This window comes from Vibrio sp. 10N.261.54.E10 (genome assembly GCF_002877735.2).
Classification (GTDB): Bacteria; Pseudomonadota; Gammaproteobacteria; order Enterobacterales; family Vibrionaceae; genus Vibrio; species Vibrio crassostreae_C.
Genome location: NZ_MCXE02000001.1, coordinates 2092455 through 2110216, shown reverse-complemented (window position 1 = coordinate 2110216; position 17762 = coordinate 2092455). Strand labels below are relative to the sequence as shown.

The 17762-nt window shown below is 43.9% G+C and carries 15 protein-coding genes and 1 pseudogene; 6 read left to right on the top strand and 10 right to left on the bottom strand.

From position 1 onward, the window contains the following. Positions 1 to 238: 238 nt before the first annotated feature. Positions 239 to 745, top strand: coding sequence for a transcription/translation regulatory transformer protein RfaH (gene rfaH / locus BCU07_RS09165; RefSeq protein WP_017062197.1), 507 nt, complete (start codon positions 239 to 241; stop codon positions 743 to 745). A gap of 78 nt (positions 746 to 823) precedes the next feature. On the opposite strand, the gene asnB is transcribed toward rfaH, so the two are convergent. The 4 genes from asnB to nagA form a co-directional block, all read right to left on the bottom strand. Beyond that, entirely contained in the window at positions 824 to 2494 is a 1671-nt protein-coding gene (asnB, locus tag BCU07_RS09160) for an asparagine synthase B (RefSeq protein WP_017062196.1), read from the bottom strand. 235 nt (positions 2495 to 2729) lie between these two features. Continuing rightward, on the bottom strand, positions 2730 to 4316 hold the full coding sequence (locus BCU07_RS09155; protein WP_102428739.1) for a cation:proton antiporter family protein: 1587 nt from the start codon (positions 4314 to 4316) through the stop codon (positions 2730 to 2732). An 83-nt stretch (positions 4317 to 4399) separates the two neighbouring features. Further along, complete coding sequence (nagC, locus tag BCU07_RS09150; protein WP_017062194.1) at positions 4400 to 5614, bottom strand: DNA-binding transcriptional regulator NagC; 1215 nt, start codon at positions 5612 to 5614, stop codon at positions 4400 to 4402. 2 nt (positions 5615 to 5616) lie between these two features. After that, positions 5617 to 6753: an N-acetylglucosamine-6-phosphate deacetylase gene (gene nagA / locus BCU07_RS09145; protein ID WP_017062193.1), complete on the bottom strand. Its 1137-nt coding sequence runs from the start codon at positions 6751 to 6753 to the stop codon at positions 5617 to 5619. 475 nt (positions 6754 to 7228) lie between these two features. On the opposite strand from nagA, the gene nagE reads away from it, so the two are divergent. Then, positions 7229 to 8779, top strand: a complete 1551-nt coding sequence (gene nagE / locus BCU07_RS09140) for an N-acetylglucosamine-specific PTS transporter subunit IIBC (protein WP_032545860.1) — start codon at positions 7229 to 7231, stop codon at positions 8777 to 8779. Between the two features lie 299 nt (positions 8780 to 9078). Then, positions 9079 to 10747 (top strand): annotated as a pseudogene (gene glnS / locus BCU07_RS09135) (glutamine--tRNA ligase). A 132-nt stretch (positions 10748 to 10879) separates the two neighbouring features. Here the strand turns inward: glnS and BCU07_RS09130 are convergent. Together BCU07_RS09130 and fcrX are read right to left on the bottom strand one after the other, a co-directional pair. Next, complete coding sequence (locus tag BCU07_RS09130) at positions 10880 to 11497, bottom strand: prepilin-type N-terminal cleavage/methylation domain-containing protein (protein WP_032547229.1); 618 nt, start codon at positions 11495 to 11497, stop codon at positions 10880 to 10882. 57 nt (positions 11498 to 11554) lie between these two features. Further along, positions 11555 to 12001: a ferric iron uptake transcriptional regulator FcrX gene (fcrX, locus tag BCU07_RS09125; RefSeq protein ID WP_017061956.1), complete on the bottom strand. Its 447-nt coding sequence runs from the start codon at positions 11999 to 12001 to the stop codon at positions 11555 to 11557. Between the two features lie 207 nt (positions 12002 to 12208). Between fcrX and BCU07_RS09120 the strand changes: the two genes are divergently transcribed. Further along, positions 12209 to 12715, top strand: coding sequence for a DUF4442 domain-containing protein (locus BCU07_RS09120; protein ID WP_017061955.1), 507 nt, complete (start codon positions 12209 to 12211; stop codon positions 12713 to 12715). Positions 12716 to 12811: 96 nt separating this feature from the next. On the opposite strand, the gene fldA is transcribed toward BCU07_RS09120, so the two are convergent. From fldA to BCU07_RS09105, 3 genes are all read right to left on the bottom strand, one after another. Further along, positions 12812 to 13345, bottom strand: coding sequence for a flavodoxin FldA (gene fldA / locus BCU07_RS09115; RefSeq protein ID WP_102428738.1), 534 nt, complete (start codon positions 13343 to 13345; stop codon positions 12812 to 12814). 58 nt (positions 13346 to 13403) lie between these two features. Then, complete coding sequence (locus tag BCU07_RS09110) at positions 13404 to 13622, bottom strand: DUF2788 domain-containing protein (RefSeq protein ID WP_004737900.1); 219 nt, start codon at positions 13620 to 13622, stop codon at positions 13404 to 13406. 108 nt (positions 13623 to 13730) lie between these two features. After that, positions 13731 to 14492, bottom strand: a complete 762-nt coding sequence (locus BCU07_RS09105; RefSeq protein ID WP_017061954.1) for an alpha/beta fold hydrolase — start codon at positions 14490 to 14492, stop codon at positions 13731 to 13733. Positions 14493 to 14585: 93 nt separating this feature from the next. Between BCU07_RS09105 and seqA the strand changes: the two genes are divergently transcribed. Then, a complete protein-coding gene (gene seqA, locus BCU07_RS09100; RefSeq protein WP_102428737.1) occupies positions 14586 to 15125 on the top strand; it encodes a replication initiation negative regulator SeqA in 540 nt (179 codons plus the stop codon). A 92-nt stretch (positions 15126 to 15217) separates the two neighbouring features. Beyond that, entirely contained in the window at positions 15218 to 16864 is a 1647-nt protein-coding gene (gene pgm / locus BCU07_RS09095; RefSeq protein WP_017061952.1) for a phosphoglucomutase (alpha-D-glucose-1,6-bisphosphate-dependent), read from the top strand. Between the two features lie 122 nt (positions 16865 to 16986). Here the strand turns inward: pgm and BCU07_RS09090 are convergent, their stop codons facing one another. Further along, a complete protein-coding gene (locus tag BCU07_RS09090; RefSeq protein WP_017061951.1) occupies positions 16987 to 17745 on the bottom strand; it encodes a DUF1853 family protein in 759 nt (252 codons plus the stop codon). Positions 17746 to 17762: the final 17 nt, after the last annotated feature.

Genomic DNA, 17762 nt, shown 5'->3' with positions numbered 1-17762 from the left:
GAGTTTAAAGGGAGTGGTGTGCTCATTAGGTGGGGTATACATATGCTTACAACAATGAGTCTTTTGATCTCTAAATGATCTCTGTACAATGCTTAACCACTCCGACACCTATAACTTTTTGTTGATAAATTGGTCTGCTACGCATTATTTTTCGTTAGCAACGATTCATTTTATTAATGGCGATTCAACCGTTTTAGGCATGTGGTAAAATATCTAAAAATATAAAATGGCTAGTTAAATGAAACGTTGGTATTTGCTTTACTGTAAGCGTGGTGATCAAAAACGCGCTCAGCAGCACTTAGAGAATCAGGGGGTAGAGTGCTTTTACCCTCAAATAGAAGTCAAAAAGGTGGTGAGAGGGAAAGAAAAGCAGGTCAAAGAACCGCTGTTTCCGTCTTACATCTTTGTTCGCTTCGATTATGAGCAAGGTCCTAGCTTCACGACCGTTCGTTCAACACGTGGCGTTGTGGACTTTATTAAGTTCGGTTCACTGCCGCACGAGGTCCAAGGAGACTTGGTGTTTGAACTTAAAGAGTTTGAGAAGTGCTGCAGTAACGAAGTGGAAGATTGTTGTGTTGAGTTTGAATCTGGACAGGTAGTTAAGATTCAGAGTGGCCAATTTGCTGGGGTTGAAGCTATTTTCGATCAGAAAGACGGTGAGGCTCGATCGATTATGCTGGTGAAAATGATCAGCCAAGTCGTTCCAATCAGTATTGAGAACGAAGCACTACAAGCTCGCGCATAACTGCAGTAATAAAAATAGGCTTAAAACAAAAGGCGCATAATGCGCCTTTTTTAGTCTTTAGGATTTGTTCAAAACGCTCTAAGCGTTGTAAGCATCGTTGTGAACGGCTTGTACTGCACGGCCTGATGGGTCGACACAGTTTTTGAATGACTCATCCCACTCAATCGCTTTCGCTGATGAACAAGCAACTGAAGGACCACCAGGTACACACTCTGCCGCAGATTCTAGAGGGAATAGCTCCTCAAAGATTTCACGGTAAGCATAACCTTCTTTGGTTGTTGGCGTGTTGTAAGGGAAACGGAACTTAGCAGCTTCCATTTGTTGATCCGTTACTTTTGCTTCAGCCGTTGCTTTCAATGTATCAATCCAATCGTAGCCAACACCATCAGAGAACTGCTCTTTTTGACGCCATGCGATTGAATCTGGTAGGTAGTCTTCAAAACACTCACGCAGGATGTGTTTCTCCATCTTACCGTTACCGCACATCTTATCTTCAGGGTTCAGACGCATTGCGACATCGATGAACTCTTTATCCAAGAATGGTACACGGCCTTCAACACCCCATGCCGCTAGCGATTTGTTTGCACGAGCACAGTCGAACATGCTTAGAGCAAGCAGTTTACGTACTGTCTCTTCGTGGAACTCTTTCGCGTTTGGCGCTTTATGGAAGTACAGGTAACCACCAAAGATTTCATCAGCACCTTCACCTGAAAGTACCATCTTGATGCCCATCGCTTTGATCTTACGAGCCAGCAAGTACATTGGCGTTGATGCACGAATCGTCGTTACATCGTAAGTTTCGATATGGTAGATAACGTCACGGATTGCGTCTAGGCCTTCCTGAATAGTGTAAGTCATCTCATGGTGCACAGTTCCGATCTTGTCCGCAACTTCACGAGCAGCGATAAGGTCTGGTGCGCCTTCAAGACCAACAGCGAACGAGTGCAGTTGTGGCCACCAAGCTTCAGATTGCTCATCATCTTCGATACGCATTGCCGCAAAGCGTTTTGCAACTGCTGAAGTAATTGATGAATCCAGGCCACCAGATAGAAGTACACCGTAAGGAACGTCAGTCATTAGTTGACGTTTAACGGCTGCTTCTAGCGCTTCAGTCAGTTCTTCTTTGCTTGTGCTGTTGCCTTGTACCGCAGCGTACTCGTTCCAATCGCGGATGTAGTAGCGTTGAGGTTCAGCATCTTTCGAAGAGTAGAAGCTACCTGGAGGGAATTCACTGATCGTCTTACATACTTCAACCAATGCTTTCATCTCTGAAGCCACGTAGTAGTTGCCGTGCTCATCGTAACCTTGGTAAAGCGGGATAATACCAATATGGTCGCGGCCCACTAGGTACTCGTCTTTCTCTTCGTCGTATAAAACGAATGCGAAAATACCGTTAAGCTCTTCTAGAAGGTCTGCACCCATCTCTTGGTATAGCGCTAGGATAACTTCACAGTCAGAATCAGTCTGGAACTGGTACTTATCTTCATAGCGTGCACGAAGTTCTTTGTGGTTATAAATTTCACCGTTTACTGCAAGAATGTGCTTTTTGTCTTGACTGTATAGTGGTTGAGCACCACTGTTCAAGCCAACAATAGCAAGACGTTCATGAGCAAGGATTGCTTTTTCACCAGCATAGATACCAGACCAGTCTGGACCACGGTGACGAAGCTTCTTAGACATTTCTAAAGCAATAGGGCGAAGTGCTGCGGCATCACTTTTAATGTCGAGAATGCCAAATACTGAACACATAGAACTTCCTTTTAAATAATTTCCAAATCAACTGCATTCAATTTGCCATTCTGGCTAAAAAAAGCAACCGGATGTGAGCAAAAAAATAATATAAAGGGTGTTCTGTTAGAAATTATCTAATTTTTATGTGCTTTTGGTGTGTGATGTTTAATTGCGGTTGGTTTTTTAAACAAAAACCTCTCAAAAGTGCGAAAAATAGTCAGTTTTGAGAGGTTTAGTTGAACACTGTCTAATACTAGATTTTATTGATATTTGGATTTAACTGTTCGCAAACGTGGCGAGCAAAACCACTACCAGCCTCGCTGTAAATGTTGAATGCCGCATCAACGCCATTCTCTTTCAGTGTTTCGAGTTGATCGGGATATTCAGCAATAGCCGCAATTTGGCCTTTAAAGTTACGTGACTTTAATTGTTCTAAAGCGGTTTGATTACCTTGGTGGTGAGGCATTGCCAAAATCACCAGCTTTACGTTTGCTGTATCTAGAATTCGCTCCCAGAAATCTGGGTCAGTCGCGTCGCCAGAAATCACGTTTCTGCCTTGGCTTCTGTGGTTGTGCGCGGCTTCTTCACGCACTTCTACACCTAGGCTGACCTTGCCATAGCGAGTACGTAATTCGTCATAAGCACCGGTACCAATTCGGCCCATACCTAGAATAAGCACTTGGGCACGACCAGGGTCAATTCGCTTATCACGTCGGTGAAGCTTTTCTGACGCATGCTCTTTTAGCCATTTACCTGACTGCTGATAAAGCTTATGACCAGCTCGGTTTAAAGGAGCAGCGATTAGAAAAGACAGTGAAACTGCAATGGCAACGGCAACTAAGATATCACCCGACATCCAACCCATCTTGAAGGCGAGACCACCAACGATGAGGCCAAACTCGCTATAGTTAAACAGTGATAGCGAGGCAAGTAGAGACGTTCGAACACGGAACTTGAAGCGGTTGAGTACCAAGAAGTAGAGAACACCTTTCACTGGCAGCATCAGCAAGAACAAGATTGCGAGCATAAAGCCTTGAATGGTTGGTTGCTCTGACAGACCAATATTCAAGAAGAAACAGACAAGGAAAAGTTCTTTAAGGTTAAACAGCGACTTTGATAATTCTGAGGCTTTTGGGTGACCAGCAAGTAACATACCTAGAACAAGAGCCCCCAAATCTGGTTTCACACCAACCAAATGGAATAAACCAGCACCGACGACTAATGCGAAGAAGATGCCGGAAAGAACCAGCATCTCACCGTGACCAACCCAATTGAGCACTTTGTAGAACAGTGGGCGTAATAAGGGTAGGGCAAACAGAGCAATTGCATACCACTCAGGTATTTTGCCCGTAGAAGCCGTTAAGAATACTACGGCGAAGATATCCTGCATGACCAAGATACCAATCGCTAACGTTCCGTAGGTCGCATTCATTTCGCCTTTCTCTTGCAGAGTCTTAACCGCAAATACAGTACTAGAGAATGAAAGAGCAAAACCGAGCAGAACGATCTGTTCTACCGACATGGCAGCTAGCGATGAAATACCTAAGAACTTAAAGCCAAACAGGGCGACGGCGAAAAACAGAGTGGACAAAAGGTTGTGGATTGTCGCGCCAGCCCAGATCTCTTTAGAGAATAGGGTTTTGATATCGAGCTTTAAGCCGATAGTAAATAGAAGCAGCGTGACACCAAGGTCAGCTAAAGTAATGATGGTGTCATTGGTTTCAAAGCCAAAGGCAAAAAGCCCAAAGCCTGCAACCAAAAAACCAACTAATGGGGGAAGGTGACACTTTAAAGCAATAAATCCTGCGATAAACGCAGTGGATATTAATATAAGTTCCATAACTTGTTGTTGTAGTTCCCTAGCTTAAAAAAACGGGCCGTGTTTATACAAACACGGCCCGCGGAAAATCAGAATTGTTTTCTCTAGTCTTCGAGAAGCTTCTGCAGTAACACGCCGTTAAGCATGGCGCGCTTAATCATAGCAAAAGCTCCCATCGTAGGATGTTTATCGATCTGTGATGCTACAATAGGCAGGCCGCTATGGAAAGTCGTTAACGACTGATTCTCTACATTGCGCTTAATTGCAGGAAAAACAATCTCTTGTGCCTTGGTAATATCACCAGCAATGATAACTTTTTGAGGGTTAAATAAGTTAATCGTCATCGCGATAGCCTTACCTAACTGGTTTCCTACTCGAACTAAGCTTTGCTTGGCTAGCTCATCACCATTAATCGCGTGGTCACAAACGTCTTGAATCGTAATATGCTCAAGCTCTGTTAAAGAAGACTCATAGCCTTGTTTAATCAGCTTCTGCACGCGTTCAACGATAGCTGGGTTTGCCGCTACTGTTTCAAGACAGCCGAAGTTACCACATTGGCATTGCTCGCCTAGCGGATCAATTTGGATATGACCAATTTCACCCACATTACGGTTATGACCTAGGAAAACCTGACCATTAACGATAATACCTGCACCTGTACCACGGTGAACACTGACCAAAATAGAATCTTGGCTATCTTTACTTGCACCGAAGTAGTGCTCAGCAAGCGCCATTCCACGAACATCGTTACCAACAAAACAAGCAACATGGAATGTATCGCGAATAATGTCGCTTAATGCGAGGTTATCGATGTCGGTATTCGGCATGTACTCAACAACACCGGTCGTTGGGTTAACCAAGCCTGGAAGCGTGACACCAATAGCAATCAGTTGATCGATCTTTGGTTGATGCTCAGCAATGAAAGCTTTGAGGTTATTGACCAAGCCTTGGGTAAGGTCTGATTGGTCTGAATAATTCAGGTCTTGCTGTTGGAAAGCCAATTCACGACCACCAAGGTCATGCAGGCTTATTTGAATGTAGTCTCGACCCAAACGCACAGCAACAGAATGAAAAGGCTCTACTTCTGTGGTTAGGGAGATAGCGCGTCTACCGCCAGTAGACGCTTGCTGCGCAACCTCTTTAATTAGGCCGCGCTCTAAAAGTTGGCGGGTAATTTTTGTAACACTTGCCGGTGCGAGTTGGCTTACATCAGCCACTTGTATACGACTGATAGGCCCCTGTTGGTCTATAAGTCGGTATACCGCCGCACTGTTTAGTTGTTTAACTAAGTCTACGTTACCTATTTGTCCGCCATTCATACTTAATTGTGCTCGTATTGTCCGTTAACAACAGTCGCTTTAACGTTAAAGTCTCGGTCAAATACAGCTAGGTTTGCAACCATGCCTTTTTTGATTCGACCTAGCTTGCTTTCTACACCGATAGCCGTAGCTGGGTATAGCGTAGCCATGCGAAGAGCTTCGTCTAAAGCGATACCAGCGTGCTCAACTGTATTCTGAACTGCTTCAATCATAGTCAGAGCTGAGCCGCCCAGTGTGCCGTTTTCATCAACACACTTACCATCACGGTAATATACTTTCTTACCGACAAAAATAAAGTATTCCATGTCAGCACCTGCAGGAGCTGTGGCATCCGTCACTAATACCAACTTTTCTCCCTTGATTTTATGCGCAATTCTGATGTTTGCGTAATCAACGTGGAAGCCGTCGGCAATAATGCCAGCGTAAACCTCAGGAGTATCGTAAATCGCGCCAACAACGCCAGGCTCACGACCAACCATCGGCGTCATTGCATTGAACAGGTGAGTGGCGAACGTGATACCAGATTCGAAACCTTGACGCGCTTCTGCGTAAGTTGCGTTGGTGTGGCCGATAGAAACGACAACGCCAGCTTTGTGCAGGCGTTCGATGTGTTCAGGGTCGTTAAGCTCTGGAGCCAATGTTACTTTTGCAACAAGGTCACGGTTCTCACAGATAAGCTCAATCATTTCGTTGTCAGATTTACGAATGTGATCGACGCTATGGATGCCTTTTTTCGCAACGTTTAGGTAAGGGCCTTCAAGGTGCAGACCTAAAGATTGGTTTTGGTACTGGTTATGGTATTCACGAGCTGCCGTAATAACCGCACGCATATCTTCGTCTGAAGAGGTGATAAGCGTTGGTAGGAAGCTAGTACAGCCAGATTTCAGGTTTGCTTTGTGCATGATCTGCATGGTTTCTGCAGTGATCTCATCGTTAAGCATTACACCGCCACAACCATTCAGTTGTAGGTCAATGAAACCTGGGCTTAGGTTTGCTCCGTCTAGGTCGCGAAGCTCGATTCCTTCTGGCAATTCAGAGATAGGACAGACTTTTTTGATCAGTTCGTTTTCGATTACAACAGCATGATCGGTTAGAACATCACTACCAGTGTAAATTTTACAGTTACTTAGCGCGTACATAGTCAGCTAATCCTTATTTCGTGAGATCTTTTAAATTCGTTCGTTACCTAAATGCGGACTTAGTTTGCGAGCATCATTTACGTAACGATTTATCTTTTATGGGCAAACGGCTTCAAAATGATAAGCGATTTAAGTTGTTGAAAAACATATGAACAATTGATTTTTATTATACATTTAGGTTCATCAATAATGATTATTCACGGTGCTCTATAAGCCCGGAGTTACCATCTTTTTGCCTAATGATTAGATTTGGATTTTATCCATAAATGTTCATTTTTTTGAATGATAAAATAAGTTTTATGATCTCGCTAGCAAAAACCTCTGGATTTGGTAAAAACTGGTGATTAGGATCACAAATGGTAAGGTTTTAATTTGCGGGGCAAAATTAATTGAATACACTGAATAGGACTAAATTGAGCGACTAAAATAAGTTTCTCAAACGAATTCTAAAAAATCCTATAGGGGGAAACAACTGGTGAATATTCTAGGATATGCGCAGAAGCTTGGTAAGGCGTTAATGCTACCAATCGCAACGCTTCCGATTGCGGCATTGCTGCTACGTCTGGGTCAACCAGACTTACTCGATATCGCATTCATGGCATCTGCTGGTAACGCAATCTTCAGTCAACTACCATTATTGTTTGGTTTGGGTATAGCTATTGGTCTTTCTAAAGACGGTAACGGCGCAGCAGGTCTTGCTGGTGCAGTTGCTTACTTTGTTCTGACAGCAACCGCAACAAACATCGATGCTAGTGTAAATATGTCATTCTTCGGCGGTATCTTTGCAGGTATCATCGCAGGTCACTCTTACAATGCATTCCACGCGACTCGTCTTCCAGAGTGGCTAGCATTCTTCTCTGGCAAACGTCTAGTTCCTATTATGGCTGGTCTATTTGCTCTAGTTGCTGGCGCAATCTTTGGTGTTGTATGGCCTGCTGTTCAATCTGGTCTAGATGCACTTGCTCACGCAGTTTCAACGTCTGGCGCTATCGGTCAATTTGTTTACGGTACTCTTAACCGTGCACTTATCCCAGTAGGTCTACACCATGTACTGAACTCGTACTTCTGGTTCGGTATGGGCTCTTGTCAAGAGATCGTAGTTGCTGCAGAAGGCTTCTCTCAACTTTGTGTTGACCCTGCACTAGCTAAAACTTTAGTTGTTGGTCAAGAGTACACATTTGAATTTGCTAACTCAGTTAACCCAGAAATTGTTGCAACTGTTAAAGAAGTAACTGAAACAGTTAAATCTGGCGACCTACACCGTTTCTTCGGCGGCGATAAAGGCGCTGGCGTATTCATGAACGGTTTCTTCCCAGTAATGATGTTCGGTCTACCAGGTGCTGCACTTGCAATGTACCTAGCTGCTCCTGCTGAAAAACGTAGCCAAGTTGGTGGCGCACTATTCTCAGTTGCATTCTGTTCATTCCTAACAGGTATCACAGAGCCGCTAGAATTCATGTTCGTATTCCTAGCTCCTGCTCTATACGCAATGCACGCTGTATTTACAGGTTTGTCTCTAGTAGTTGCTAACATGTTTGGTACTCTGCACGGTTTCGGTTTCTCTGCTGGTCTTATCGACTTCGTATTGAACTGGGGTCTAGCAACTAAACCATTCGTACTACTACTAATCGGTCTTGGCTTCGGTGCTCTATACTTCTTCACTTTCTCTTTCGCAATCCGCGCTTTCAACTTGAAATCGCCAGGTCGTGAAGATGATGACGAAGCTGTTGCAGCTCCTGCTGGCGAAGCACCAAAGGGCGACCTTGCACGTCAATACCTTAAAGCTCTAGGTGGTCACGACAACCTAACTTCAATCGACGCTTGTATCACTCGTCTACGTCTAACTCTTAAAGACCGCTCTGTTGCAGATGAAGTTGTTCTTAAGAAACTTGGTGCTAAAGGTGTGGTTAAACTAGGTGAAAACAACCTACAGGTTATCCTAGGCCCACTAGCTGAAATCGTAGCTGGCGAAATGAAAGCTATTGGTGCAGGCGAAGACCTATCTGATGTAAAACTTCCACAGTAAGGGAAGTACTTAGTTAAGACGTAAAGTTACTCTTAAGTAAGTGTCAAATTGAAAGCCTCCCACATGGGAGGCTTTTTTGTGCCTGCAGTTTAAGACCAGCGAACACGGTTCGTTCTATTCTTCATCGAATAGCAGAAATAATCGCAATTAACGGACGGTTCTTATTGTGCAAAGGCTAAGAATTGTGGATGATTAGCAACAATGATCTTTCTATCTTTGACTGGCGCTATAAGCGACCGTTTTCTTGGGGACGAAAGATAACTTTCTCTGACAATACTAAATACATAGAGGTGCTATAGATGAGTGAAGCTGAGGCTCGTCCATCGAATTTCATTCGCCAAATTATTGATAAAGATTTAGCGGATGGTACACACAGTAGCGTGCATACTCGTTTCCCGCCGGAGCCAAATGGCTACCTGCACATTGGCCACGCTAAATCTATTTGCTTGAACTTTGGTATTGCTCAGGACTACCAGGGACAATGTAATCTTCGTTTCGATGATACAAACCCTGAAAAAGAAGACGTTGAATACGTTGAGTCAATTAAGAATGATGTAAGCTGGTTAGGCTTCGAATGGTCTGGTGATATTTGTTACTCATCAAACTACTTCGATACGCTTTATGCTTATGCTGTGGAATTAATTAATAAAGGCTTAGCGTATGTTGACGAGCTAAGTCCTGATCAAATCCGTGAGTACCGTGGGACGCTAAAAGAGCCTGGTAAAGCGAGCCCATACCGTGACCGCAGCCCTGAAGAGAACCTAGCGTTGTTTGAAAAAATGCGTGACGGTGGCTTTGAAGAAGGTAAAGCGTGTCTACGTGCTAAGATCGACATGAGCTCTTCGTTCATGGTTATGCGCGATCCTGTTATCTACCGTGTTCGTTTTGCTCACCACCATCAAACGGCTGACAAGTGGTGCATTTACCCAATGTACGACTTTACTCACTGTATCTCTGATGCGCTGGAAGGTATTACGCACTCTATCTGTACGCTTGAATTCCAAGATAACCGTCGTTTGTACGATTGGGTTCTAGATAACATCACGATTGACTGCCAACCTCGTCAGTACGAGTTTAGCCGCCTGAATCTTGAATATACAGTGATGTCTAAGCGTAAGCTGAACCAACTTGTGGTTGAAAACCTAGTTCAAGGTTGGGATGACCCACGCATGCCTACTATTTCTGGCCTACGTCGTCGTGGTTTTACTTCAAGCTCGATTCGTGAATTCTGTAAGCGTATTGGTGTAACTAAGCAAGAGAACATGATTGAGTTCGGTTCACTTGAATCTTGCATCCGTGATGATCTGAACGAAAATGCACCTCGTGCAATGGCTGTTCTGGATCCAGTTAAGATCGTTATCGAAAACTACGAAGCAGATACAGTAGAAACGCTAACGGTTGCAAACCACCCGAACAAGCCAGAAATGGGTACTCGTGAAGTTCCATTTACACGCGAAGTTTGGATCGAACGTGACGACTTCCGTGAAGAAGCAAACAAAAAGTACAAGCGTTTGGTTCTAGGTAAAGAAGTTCGCCTGCGTGGTGCTTACGTGATCAAAGCTGAACGTATCGAAAAAGATGCAGAAGGCAACATTACGACTATCTTCTGTTCTTACGACAATGAAACATTGGGTAAGAAACCCTGCAGATGGCCGCAAAGTGAAAGGCGTTATCCACTGGGTATCTGCTGATAAAGCACTGCCTGCTGAGATTCGTTTGTACGATCGTCTATTCACAGTGCCAAACCCAGCCGCTGCTGATGACTTCGCTGCAACGCTAAACCCTGAATCTCTTGTTACGCTAAATGGTTTTGTTGAACCTAGCTTAGCAGAAGGTGTGGCAGAGCAAGCGTACCAGTTTGAACGTACAGGTTACTTCTGTGTGGATTCGAAAGACTCTAAAGCAGATGCACTAGTCTTCAACCGCACGGTTGGTCTACGTGACACATGGGGTAAAACTGAAGCTTAATGCTTGAGTATTTAGTTTGTTAAAAACGACCCAATAAAAAACCGGCTTAGAGCCGGTTTTTTTGTGTCTTAAATTTGATTACCAAGGTGTTTCTAGTGACCAACTAGCGTTTTAAGCACTAGAGCCAGAGTTTTAGGGATTATTAGGGTCTTGTTGGGTTACTTCACCCGTGCGTGAGTTGTACCAGAAAACATAACCTGCATTACCAGGATCGCTGTCGAAATCGACTCCAGTGTAGATGAAGTAGCAAAGCGCGAGTTTGTTTTGAGGAGTACCGTCTTTGGCAACAAAACTATGGTTTTGACGGCGGGTAATAAAATCAAAATTGTTGGACTGGTTCGGGTCTGTAGTAGCGGTCAGGTCGGTTGTCATAATGGCATTCCATATTGACACACACCCTTGGTCACCTTGACCTATGTTGTAAGGCTGCCCCATAGGGTTGCCTTTATCGACGCCGAGTGGGTAGCCGACGTCATTTATGTCCAATTGAGCATTGCCGTCTCCGTCTTCCCCAAAACCTGGCATGTCATTCATTTCAGCGTTGCCGCCGCCGCTGACCAGCCATTTACTGTGAGCAAACGTGATCGCAGTTTGAAATTGAGATTGAGCAGCGTCAAACAGAGCGATACGGCCATCGGTTTGAATGTTAAGAAAACGGGGAAGGGCAACAATAGCAAGCACTGCAATAATCACTACAACAACCAACATCTCAATTAAAGTAAAAGCCTTAACTAGCGGGATTCTTTTCATGGATACTTTATGATGCCCTATATAAAAAACGCCGGCCTAAGCCAGCGTTCTGTATTACTACTTCGCTTTATGCGCGTCTGGATTGCCTTTGCAATCTCCGTTAATGCTTTTGCCGTACAAGTACAAACTGTGGTTTGTTAGTTGCACGTTGTAACGCTGAGCAATCTCTTTCTGTCTTTCTTCGATGATGTCATCAGAGAATTCGATCACTTCGCCACAATCTAAACATACAAGGTGGTCGTGGTGGTGCTGTGTAGAAAGTTCAAATACAGACTTGCCGCCTTCGAAGTGGTGACGAGTTACAATGCCAGCGTCATCGAATTGGTTAAGTACTCGATAAACGGTTGCAAGACCGATTTCTTCACCTAGGTCGATCAGCTTCTTATATAAATCTTCAGCACTAATATGTTGGCAGTCTGGCTGTTGTAATACTTCTAAAATTTTGAGCCGTGGAAGGGTCACTTTAAGACCTGCATCTTTTAGCGCTTGATTATTGTCTGACATATACTTTCCTGTTGATGATCTGCAGCAATTAACAGAATTCAATATTAATACCATTATAGTTTAGTCAGGCATAACAATAAACCACGAACTTCAAAGGGTTACTTACTGACATCACAATCTGTTTTGTAAATTGGAAGTATCTCACTTATAGTGGAGGTACGACCAGTCAAGGTGAAGGTGTTTCTGATATGAACATGGAATGTTGTTATGAATAAGCAACTCGCAAAAATATATAAACCCAACATTGTAAAATTTGCTCTTAATATTTGGCCTCCCTTTTGGGGAGCGGGTATTCGAATAGCCCACATTAGCACTGACTTTAGGGTTGTTAAGACAGTACTTAAGCTACGCTGGTGGAATAAGAACGCCAATCGTACTCAATATGGCGGCAGTATCTTTTCTCTTACCGATCCCGTTTACTCATTGATGTTAATGGGAATTTTAGGTGAACGATATTATGTTTGGGATAAAGAAGCGAGCATTAACTTCATCAAGCCGGGGCAATCGGACTTGTATGCAGATTTTGAGATAAGGCAAGGGCAGCTTGACGATATCTATCGTCAGACGCAACTCGGTGAAAAGTGCTTCCCCGAATTTATTATTCACGTGAAAGATAAGCAGGGTAATGTGGTTTCAGAAATTCAACGCACCCTCTATGTAAGAAAGAAGCCGCAATTTAGAGATGATGATGAAGCATTAGAGGCTGAGTGCTAATTAATAGATTTTAAATAGCAAAAAACCTCCTATAAGGAGGTTTTTTCATATCTACATAATGGTTATTAACTGTAACAATTAACAACCACTAGAGAATTAGTCTTCTAGCTCTGCTAGGCACATCTCTTCGTGGATTTGTTTAACCCAGTTAGATACGCGCTCATCAGTTAGCTCAGGTTGACGGTCTTCATCGATACATAGACCAACGAATTGGTTGTCATCGCCTTCAACTAAACCTTTCGATGCTTCGAATTCGTAGCCTTCAGTTGATGTGTGACCTAGGATAGTACCGCCTTTCGCTTCAACGATGTCACGGATAGTACCCATAGCATCACAGAAGTATTCTGCGTAATCTTCTTGGTCGCCACAACCAAAGATAGCAACAAGCTTAGTTGAGAAATCAATAGCTTCTAGCTCTGGGAAAAAGTCATCCCAATCACATTGTGCTTCGCCGTAGTACCACGTAGGGATACCAAGCAGCAGTAGATCGAAGTTATCGATATCTTCTTTGCTGCTTTTTGCAATGTCTTGAACGTGAACGAGCTGTTTGCTCAATTGCTTTTGAATCATCTTAGCAACAGCTTCAGTGTTACCTGTATCGCTACCAAAGAAGAGACCTACACTTGCCATAGAATCATTACCTTTCATTTTGTCTGTTGTCGGTGTAATAAAGTTCGGAAGAGAATCGTTAGATCCCAGTTCCTTCCCAGCTTAGTTGGATTATCCCTTTGGCGATAAAACCCGCACAGCCAAGGAAAAGTACTAACCATACGATGCGACGACCAAATGGAGGAACATTTCCCTGCTTGAGAACGTCCTTAATTGCCATACCGATTAAAAAGAAAATCGCGGCAAACAGGAGATCTAAACCAACAGATTCGATGATGTTCATGTAGTCGTAAAGCATGGGAACCTTATATACCAATTTTGCTTGGGCGCACTATATCACTGTTGTGAGATAAAGTTAATCTGCAGTAATTACACAGCTCTCATTTATCTGCACGAAAAAGCGCAGTTAAGCGATGAATTTTCTAATTGCTCTAAGTACTTCTGCTGGTTTTTCAGCATGCAGCCAGTGACCTGTGTTGGCAATGACATGCGCTTTTGCGTTAGAAAATTGCTGCTGAACGGCTGCTTGATGTTCTGCGGTGAGGTAATCTGAATCCCCACCTTTAATGAGCAAGGTTTTGACCGAGGTTTTCTCGATCGGTTCCCAACCAATAATATGTGGGTAGTTGCTCAATAACGAAGCAACATTGAAGCGCCATTCCATGATGCCTTGCTCTGTTTTGAACAAAGATTTGGTTAAAAACTGGCGAACGCCATCGATCTCGATATGTTTTGCGAGAACCTTGAGTGCATCTGAGCGTGAAGTCGGCTCTTCTTCTATCACGGCTTGCAGGCCTGCGAATACGTTGTCGTGGCGACTCTGAGTGTACGCGACCGGAGCCATATCCAAGACAATCAATTTATGCAGCGCAAGATGTTGTGTCAGTGCCATCGCTACTTTGCCACCCATCGAGTGACCAATCACAGTGACGTCTTCTGACTTAAGATCATGCAGCAGTTGAGCCACGTCTTGTGCCATCGCTTGATAGTTATGAGTGTCACTATGGAAGGATTGACCGTGGTTGCGGAGATCGATACTAAGTACCTGATGATCGGCTTTTAGATCCCTAGCGAGCAAGCCAAGGTTGTCCAGATTACCGAATAATCCATGGATCAAAACAATGGTGTGACCCTCACCTTCAATTTTATAGTTGAGCTGTACTGACATTTTTATCTTATTCATGGTGGGTTTGACGTAGAGTATCCGCGCGGATCTCGCTATAATCCCCCAGAGTTTAAACATTGAGATTGTGAAAAGCGAATGAAAACAATTGAGGTTGATGAGGACCTATACCGTTTTATTGCGGGTCAGACAGAACGTATTGGCGAAAGCGCTTCAGATATTCTGCGCCGCTTGTTACAGGTTGATAGCCAAGGCATAGCTCCGATCGAAGAGATCGTTGAGCCAAAAGGTATCGTTGTTAGCAAAGAGGTAGGCTTTACTCCAGAGAAGTTCGATGGCGTTAAAGAAATGCGCTCACTACTAATATCAGATGAGTTTGCATCACTAAAGAAAGCCATTGATCGTTTCATGCTTGTGTTATCAACACTGCATAAAATCGACCCTTTAAGCTTTTCAGAAGCAACTCAAGTAAAAGGCCGTAAGCGCGTTTACTTTGCAGATAACGAAGCGACGTTGCTAGCAAACGGCAACACGACTAAGCCTAAAGCTATTCCACAAAGTCCTTTTTGGGTTATTACTAATAACAATACAAGCCGAAAAAGACAGATGGTTGAGCAGCTTATGAGCCGCATGAATTTCCAAGCAGAATTGATAGAAAAAGTAACAGGTTCAATTTAACGAAATCTGATTTAAACCTCATAATATCCATGGATAAGAAGATATTATGAGGTTTTTTTGTTTTAAAATTTTATATATAAGGATGTCGAAAAATGGCTATGCACCCTCGTGCTGGGCAGAAAGCTCAGCAGGAAGATCTTCATAATATCCCGGCTTTAGTTGCTAACTATTTCTTACAGCAACCGGATGCTACGAACCCAGATCATAAAGTACTTTTCGGTACTTCAGGTCACCGCGGTACAGCAGACAAATCAACATTTAACGAAAACCACATTCTAGCAATTGCACAAGCGGTTGCTGAAGTTCGTGCCGAGCAAGGTACAACTGGCCCTCTTTTCTTAGGTAAAGATACTCACGCTCTATCTGAGCCTGCGTTCTCTACGGTTATCGAAGTGCTTGTAGCGAACGGTGTTGAAGTTATTATTCAAGAAAACAACGGCTTTACTCCAACACCTGGTATCTCGCACGCGATTCTTACGCACAACCTAGTGAATGACAAAAAAGCCGACGGCATTGTTATCACGCCTTCACATAACCCACCTCAAGACGGCGGTATTAAATACAACCCGACACACGGTGGCCCAGCTGAAGCTGAACTGACTCAAGCGATTGAAGACCGTGCGAACGTGATCATTGCTGAGCAAATGCAAGGTGTTAAGCGTACGCCTATCGCACAGGCTAAACAGTCTGAGCTAGTAAAAGAAGTTGACCTAGTCGCGCCATACGTCGCTGATTTGGTTAACGTCGTGGATATGGAAGCGATCCAGAAAGCAAACATCAAGATTGGTGTTGATCCACTGGGTGGCAGCGGTATTGATTACTGGCGTCAAATTGGTAAAGCGTACAATCTAGATCTTACTCTGGTAAGTGAAGCGGTTGACCCTTCATTCCAATTCATGTCTCTAGATAAAGATGGCGTAGTTCGTATGGACTGTTCTTCTCCATACGCAATGGCAGGCTTACTGGCGCTTAAAGACGAGTACGCTCTAGCATTTGGTAACGACCCAGATTACGATCGCCACGGTATCGTGACACCTAAAGGTTTGATGAATCCAAACCACTTCTTAGCGGTTTGTATTGATTACCTATACCGTAACCGTGAAGGTTGGGGTAAAGACGTTGCTGTTGGTAAGACACTAGTATCAAGTGCATTAATCGATCGCGTAGTTTCTGACTTAGGTCGCGAACTTTGTGAAGTGCCAGTTGGTTTCAAATGGTTCGTTGATGGCTTATACAACGGCCAGTTTGGTTTTGGTGGCGAAGAGAGCGCAGGTGCTTCTTTCCTACGTAAAGACGGTACGCCTTGGTCAACAGATAAAGACGGCCTGATTCTTTGCTTGCTTGCGGCTGAGATCACAGCAGTGACAGGTAAGAACCCACAAGAATACTACGAAGAACTTGCCGCTAAACACGGTGAATCTAAGTACAACCGTATTCAAGCGGTAGCAAATGGTGCACAGAAAGACGTGCTGAAGAAACTATCTCCAGAGATGGTTTCTGCTGAGACGTTGGCTGGTGATGCAATTACTGCACGCTTAACACACGCTCCAGGTAACGGTGCTGCGATTGGTGGCTTGAAAGTGACAACTGAGAACGGCTGGTTTGCTGCGCGTCCATCAGGCACTGAAGACATCTACAAGATCTACTGTGAAAGCTTTAAGGGTGAAGAGCACCTGAAAGCAATCGAAGCAGAAGCTCAAGAGATTGTTAACCAAGTATTTGCAGCCGCTGGCCTATAATCGAATCTCGATTACTAGAGTTGCTAAGTAAATAGAAGAAGGGTTGATGTGAAAGCATCAACCCTTTTTGTTTGTGTTAGTTACGTATAAGCGGGAAAAGGTAACTGAGTTAGCTCAGACGACTAACCGTGTGGCCAACTTTGTGGCATCACAAACCAGAATTGCCCCGACTTTGTTTGCCCATGGACGAAGCGATCACCGAACTCGGTGATCGGCTGACTGCTGAAATCATCCGTCCCTGCTGCCCATTGCTCTTTGGTGAGTGGATACAGTGGTTCACTGATTAAATGAGCCTGATCTTGATAGCACCAAAAGCCGTTTACTTGGCTTGGGTTAATGTCATAGCCCAAGCATTTTGTCGGTATGTTTTGCTCTAAGAAAGGGTTGGTATATAGACGACCTTGCATCAGTAAGTGTTTTGAGTCGACATCGATTTCTGGATATTGCTCAACAAAGGCGGCAGAAGAGGACATTTCGAGTTGGTGGCTGAGCATCCTGTCGAGTTTCTTATCCAATTGGTCGTGAGAGTTGGGTCCAAACCATGTTTGTTCGTGGAGCAGATAAAACTTAATCGCCACTTCCCAATGTTCCAGCTTTTGGCTGCTCTCTTCTTTAAGAATAAAGTCGATTGCACCGAGAGTTCTGCCTTCCACATTGATCTGAATCTCGTCGTGCTTTATCGAGTAATTCGGTGAGGCAGCGATCACTTGCTCGCATAGATATTGGTAGAGGAAACCTAATCTAGGATTACCCTCATAAGTATGTGATGAGTCGATGGCATGGTTGCTAGAGAATGCACTGAGATCCGAAACCGGTGGCTTGATTTCTAGTAATGGCGGTGAGTCGATGACCCATTGGTAAAAACGTTGCAGTGCTGTCATCTCTTCCTCATAAACTC

Bases quoted from the DNA above. Each gene is read 5' to 3' on its own strand.
- rfaH (WP_017062197.1), top strand. From the start codon at position 239: ATGAAACGTTGGTATTTGCTTTACTGTAAGCGTGGTGATCAAAAACGC.
- asnB (WP_017062196.1), bottom strand. From the start codon at position 2,494: ATGTGTTCAGTATTTGGCATTCTCGACATTAAAAGTGATGCCGCAGCA.
- BCU07_RS09155 (WP_102428739.1), bottom strand. From the start codon at position 4,316: ATGGAACTTATATTAATATCCACTGCGTTTATCGCAGGATTTATTGCT.
- nagC (WP_017062194.1), bottom strand. From the start codon at position 5,614: ATGAATGGCGGACAAATAGGTAACGTAGACTTAGTTAAACAACTAAAC.
- nagA (WP_017062193.1), bottom strand. From the start codon at position 6,753: ATGTACGCGCTAAGTAACTGTAAAATTTACACTGGTAGTGATGTTCTA.
- BCU07_RS09130 (WP_032547229.1), bottom strand. From the start codon at position 11,497: ATGAAAAGAATCCCGCTAGTTAAGGCTTTTACTTTAATTGAGATGTTG.
- fcrX (WP_017061956.1), bottom strand. From the start codon at position 12,001: ATGTCAGACAATAATCAAGCGCTAAAAGATGCAGGTCTTAAAGTGACC.
- BCU07_RS09120 (WP_017061955.1), top strand. From the start codon at position 12,209: ATGAATAAGCAACTCGCAAAAATATATAAACCCAACATTGTAAAATTT.
- fldA (WP_102428738.1), bottom strand. From the start codon at position 13,345: ATGGCAAGTGTAGGTCTCTTCTTTGGTAGCGATACAGGTAACACTGAA.
- BCU07_RS09110 (WP_004737900.1), bottom strand. From the start codon at position 13,622: ATGCTTTACGACTACATGAACATCATCGAATCTGTTGGTTTAGATCTC.
- BCU07_RS09105 (WP_017061954.1), bottom strand. From the start codon at position 14,492: ATGTCAGTACAGCTCAACTATAAAATTGAAGGTGAGGGTCACACCATT.
- seqA (WP_102428737.1), top strand. From the start codon at position 14,586: ATGAAAACAATTGAGGTTGATGAGGACCTATACCGTTTTATTGCGGGT.
- pgm (WP_017061952.1), top strand. From the start codon at position 15,218: ATGGCTATGCACCCTCGTGCTGGGCAGAAAGCTCAGCAGGAAGATCTT.
- BCU07_RS09090 (WP_017061951.1), bottom strand. From the start codon at position 17,745: ATGACAGCACTGCAACGTTTTTACCAATGGGTCATCGACTCACCGCCA.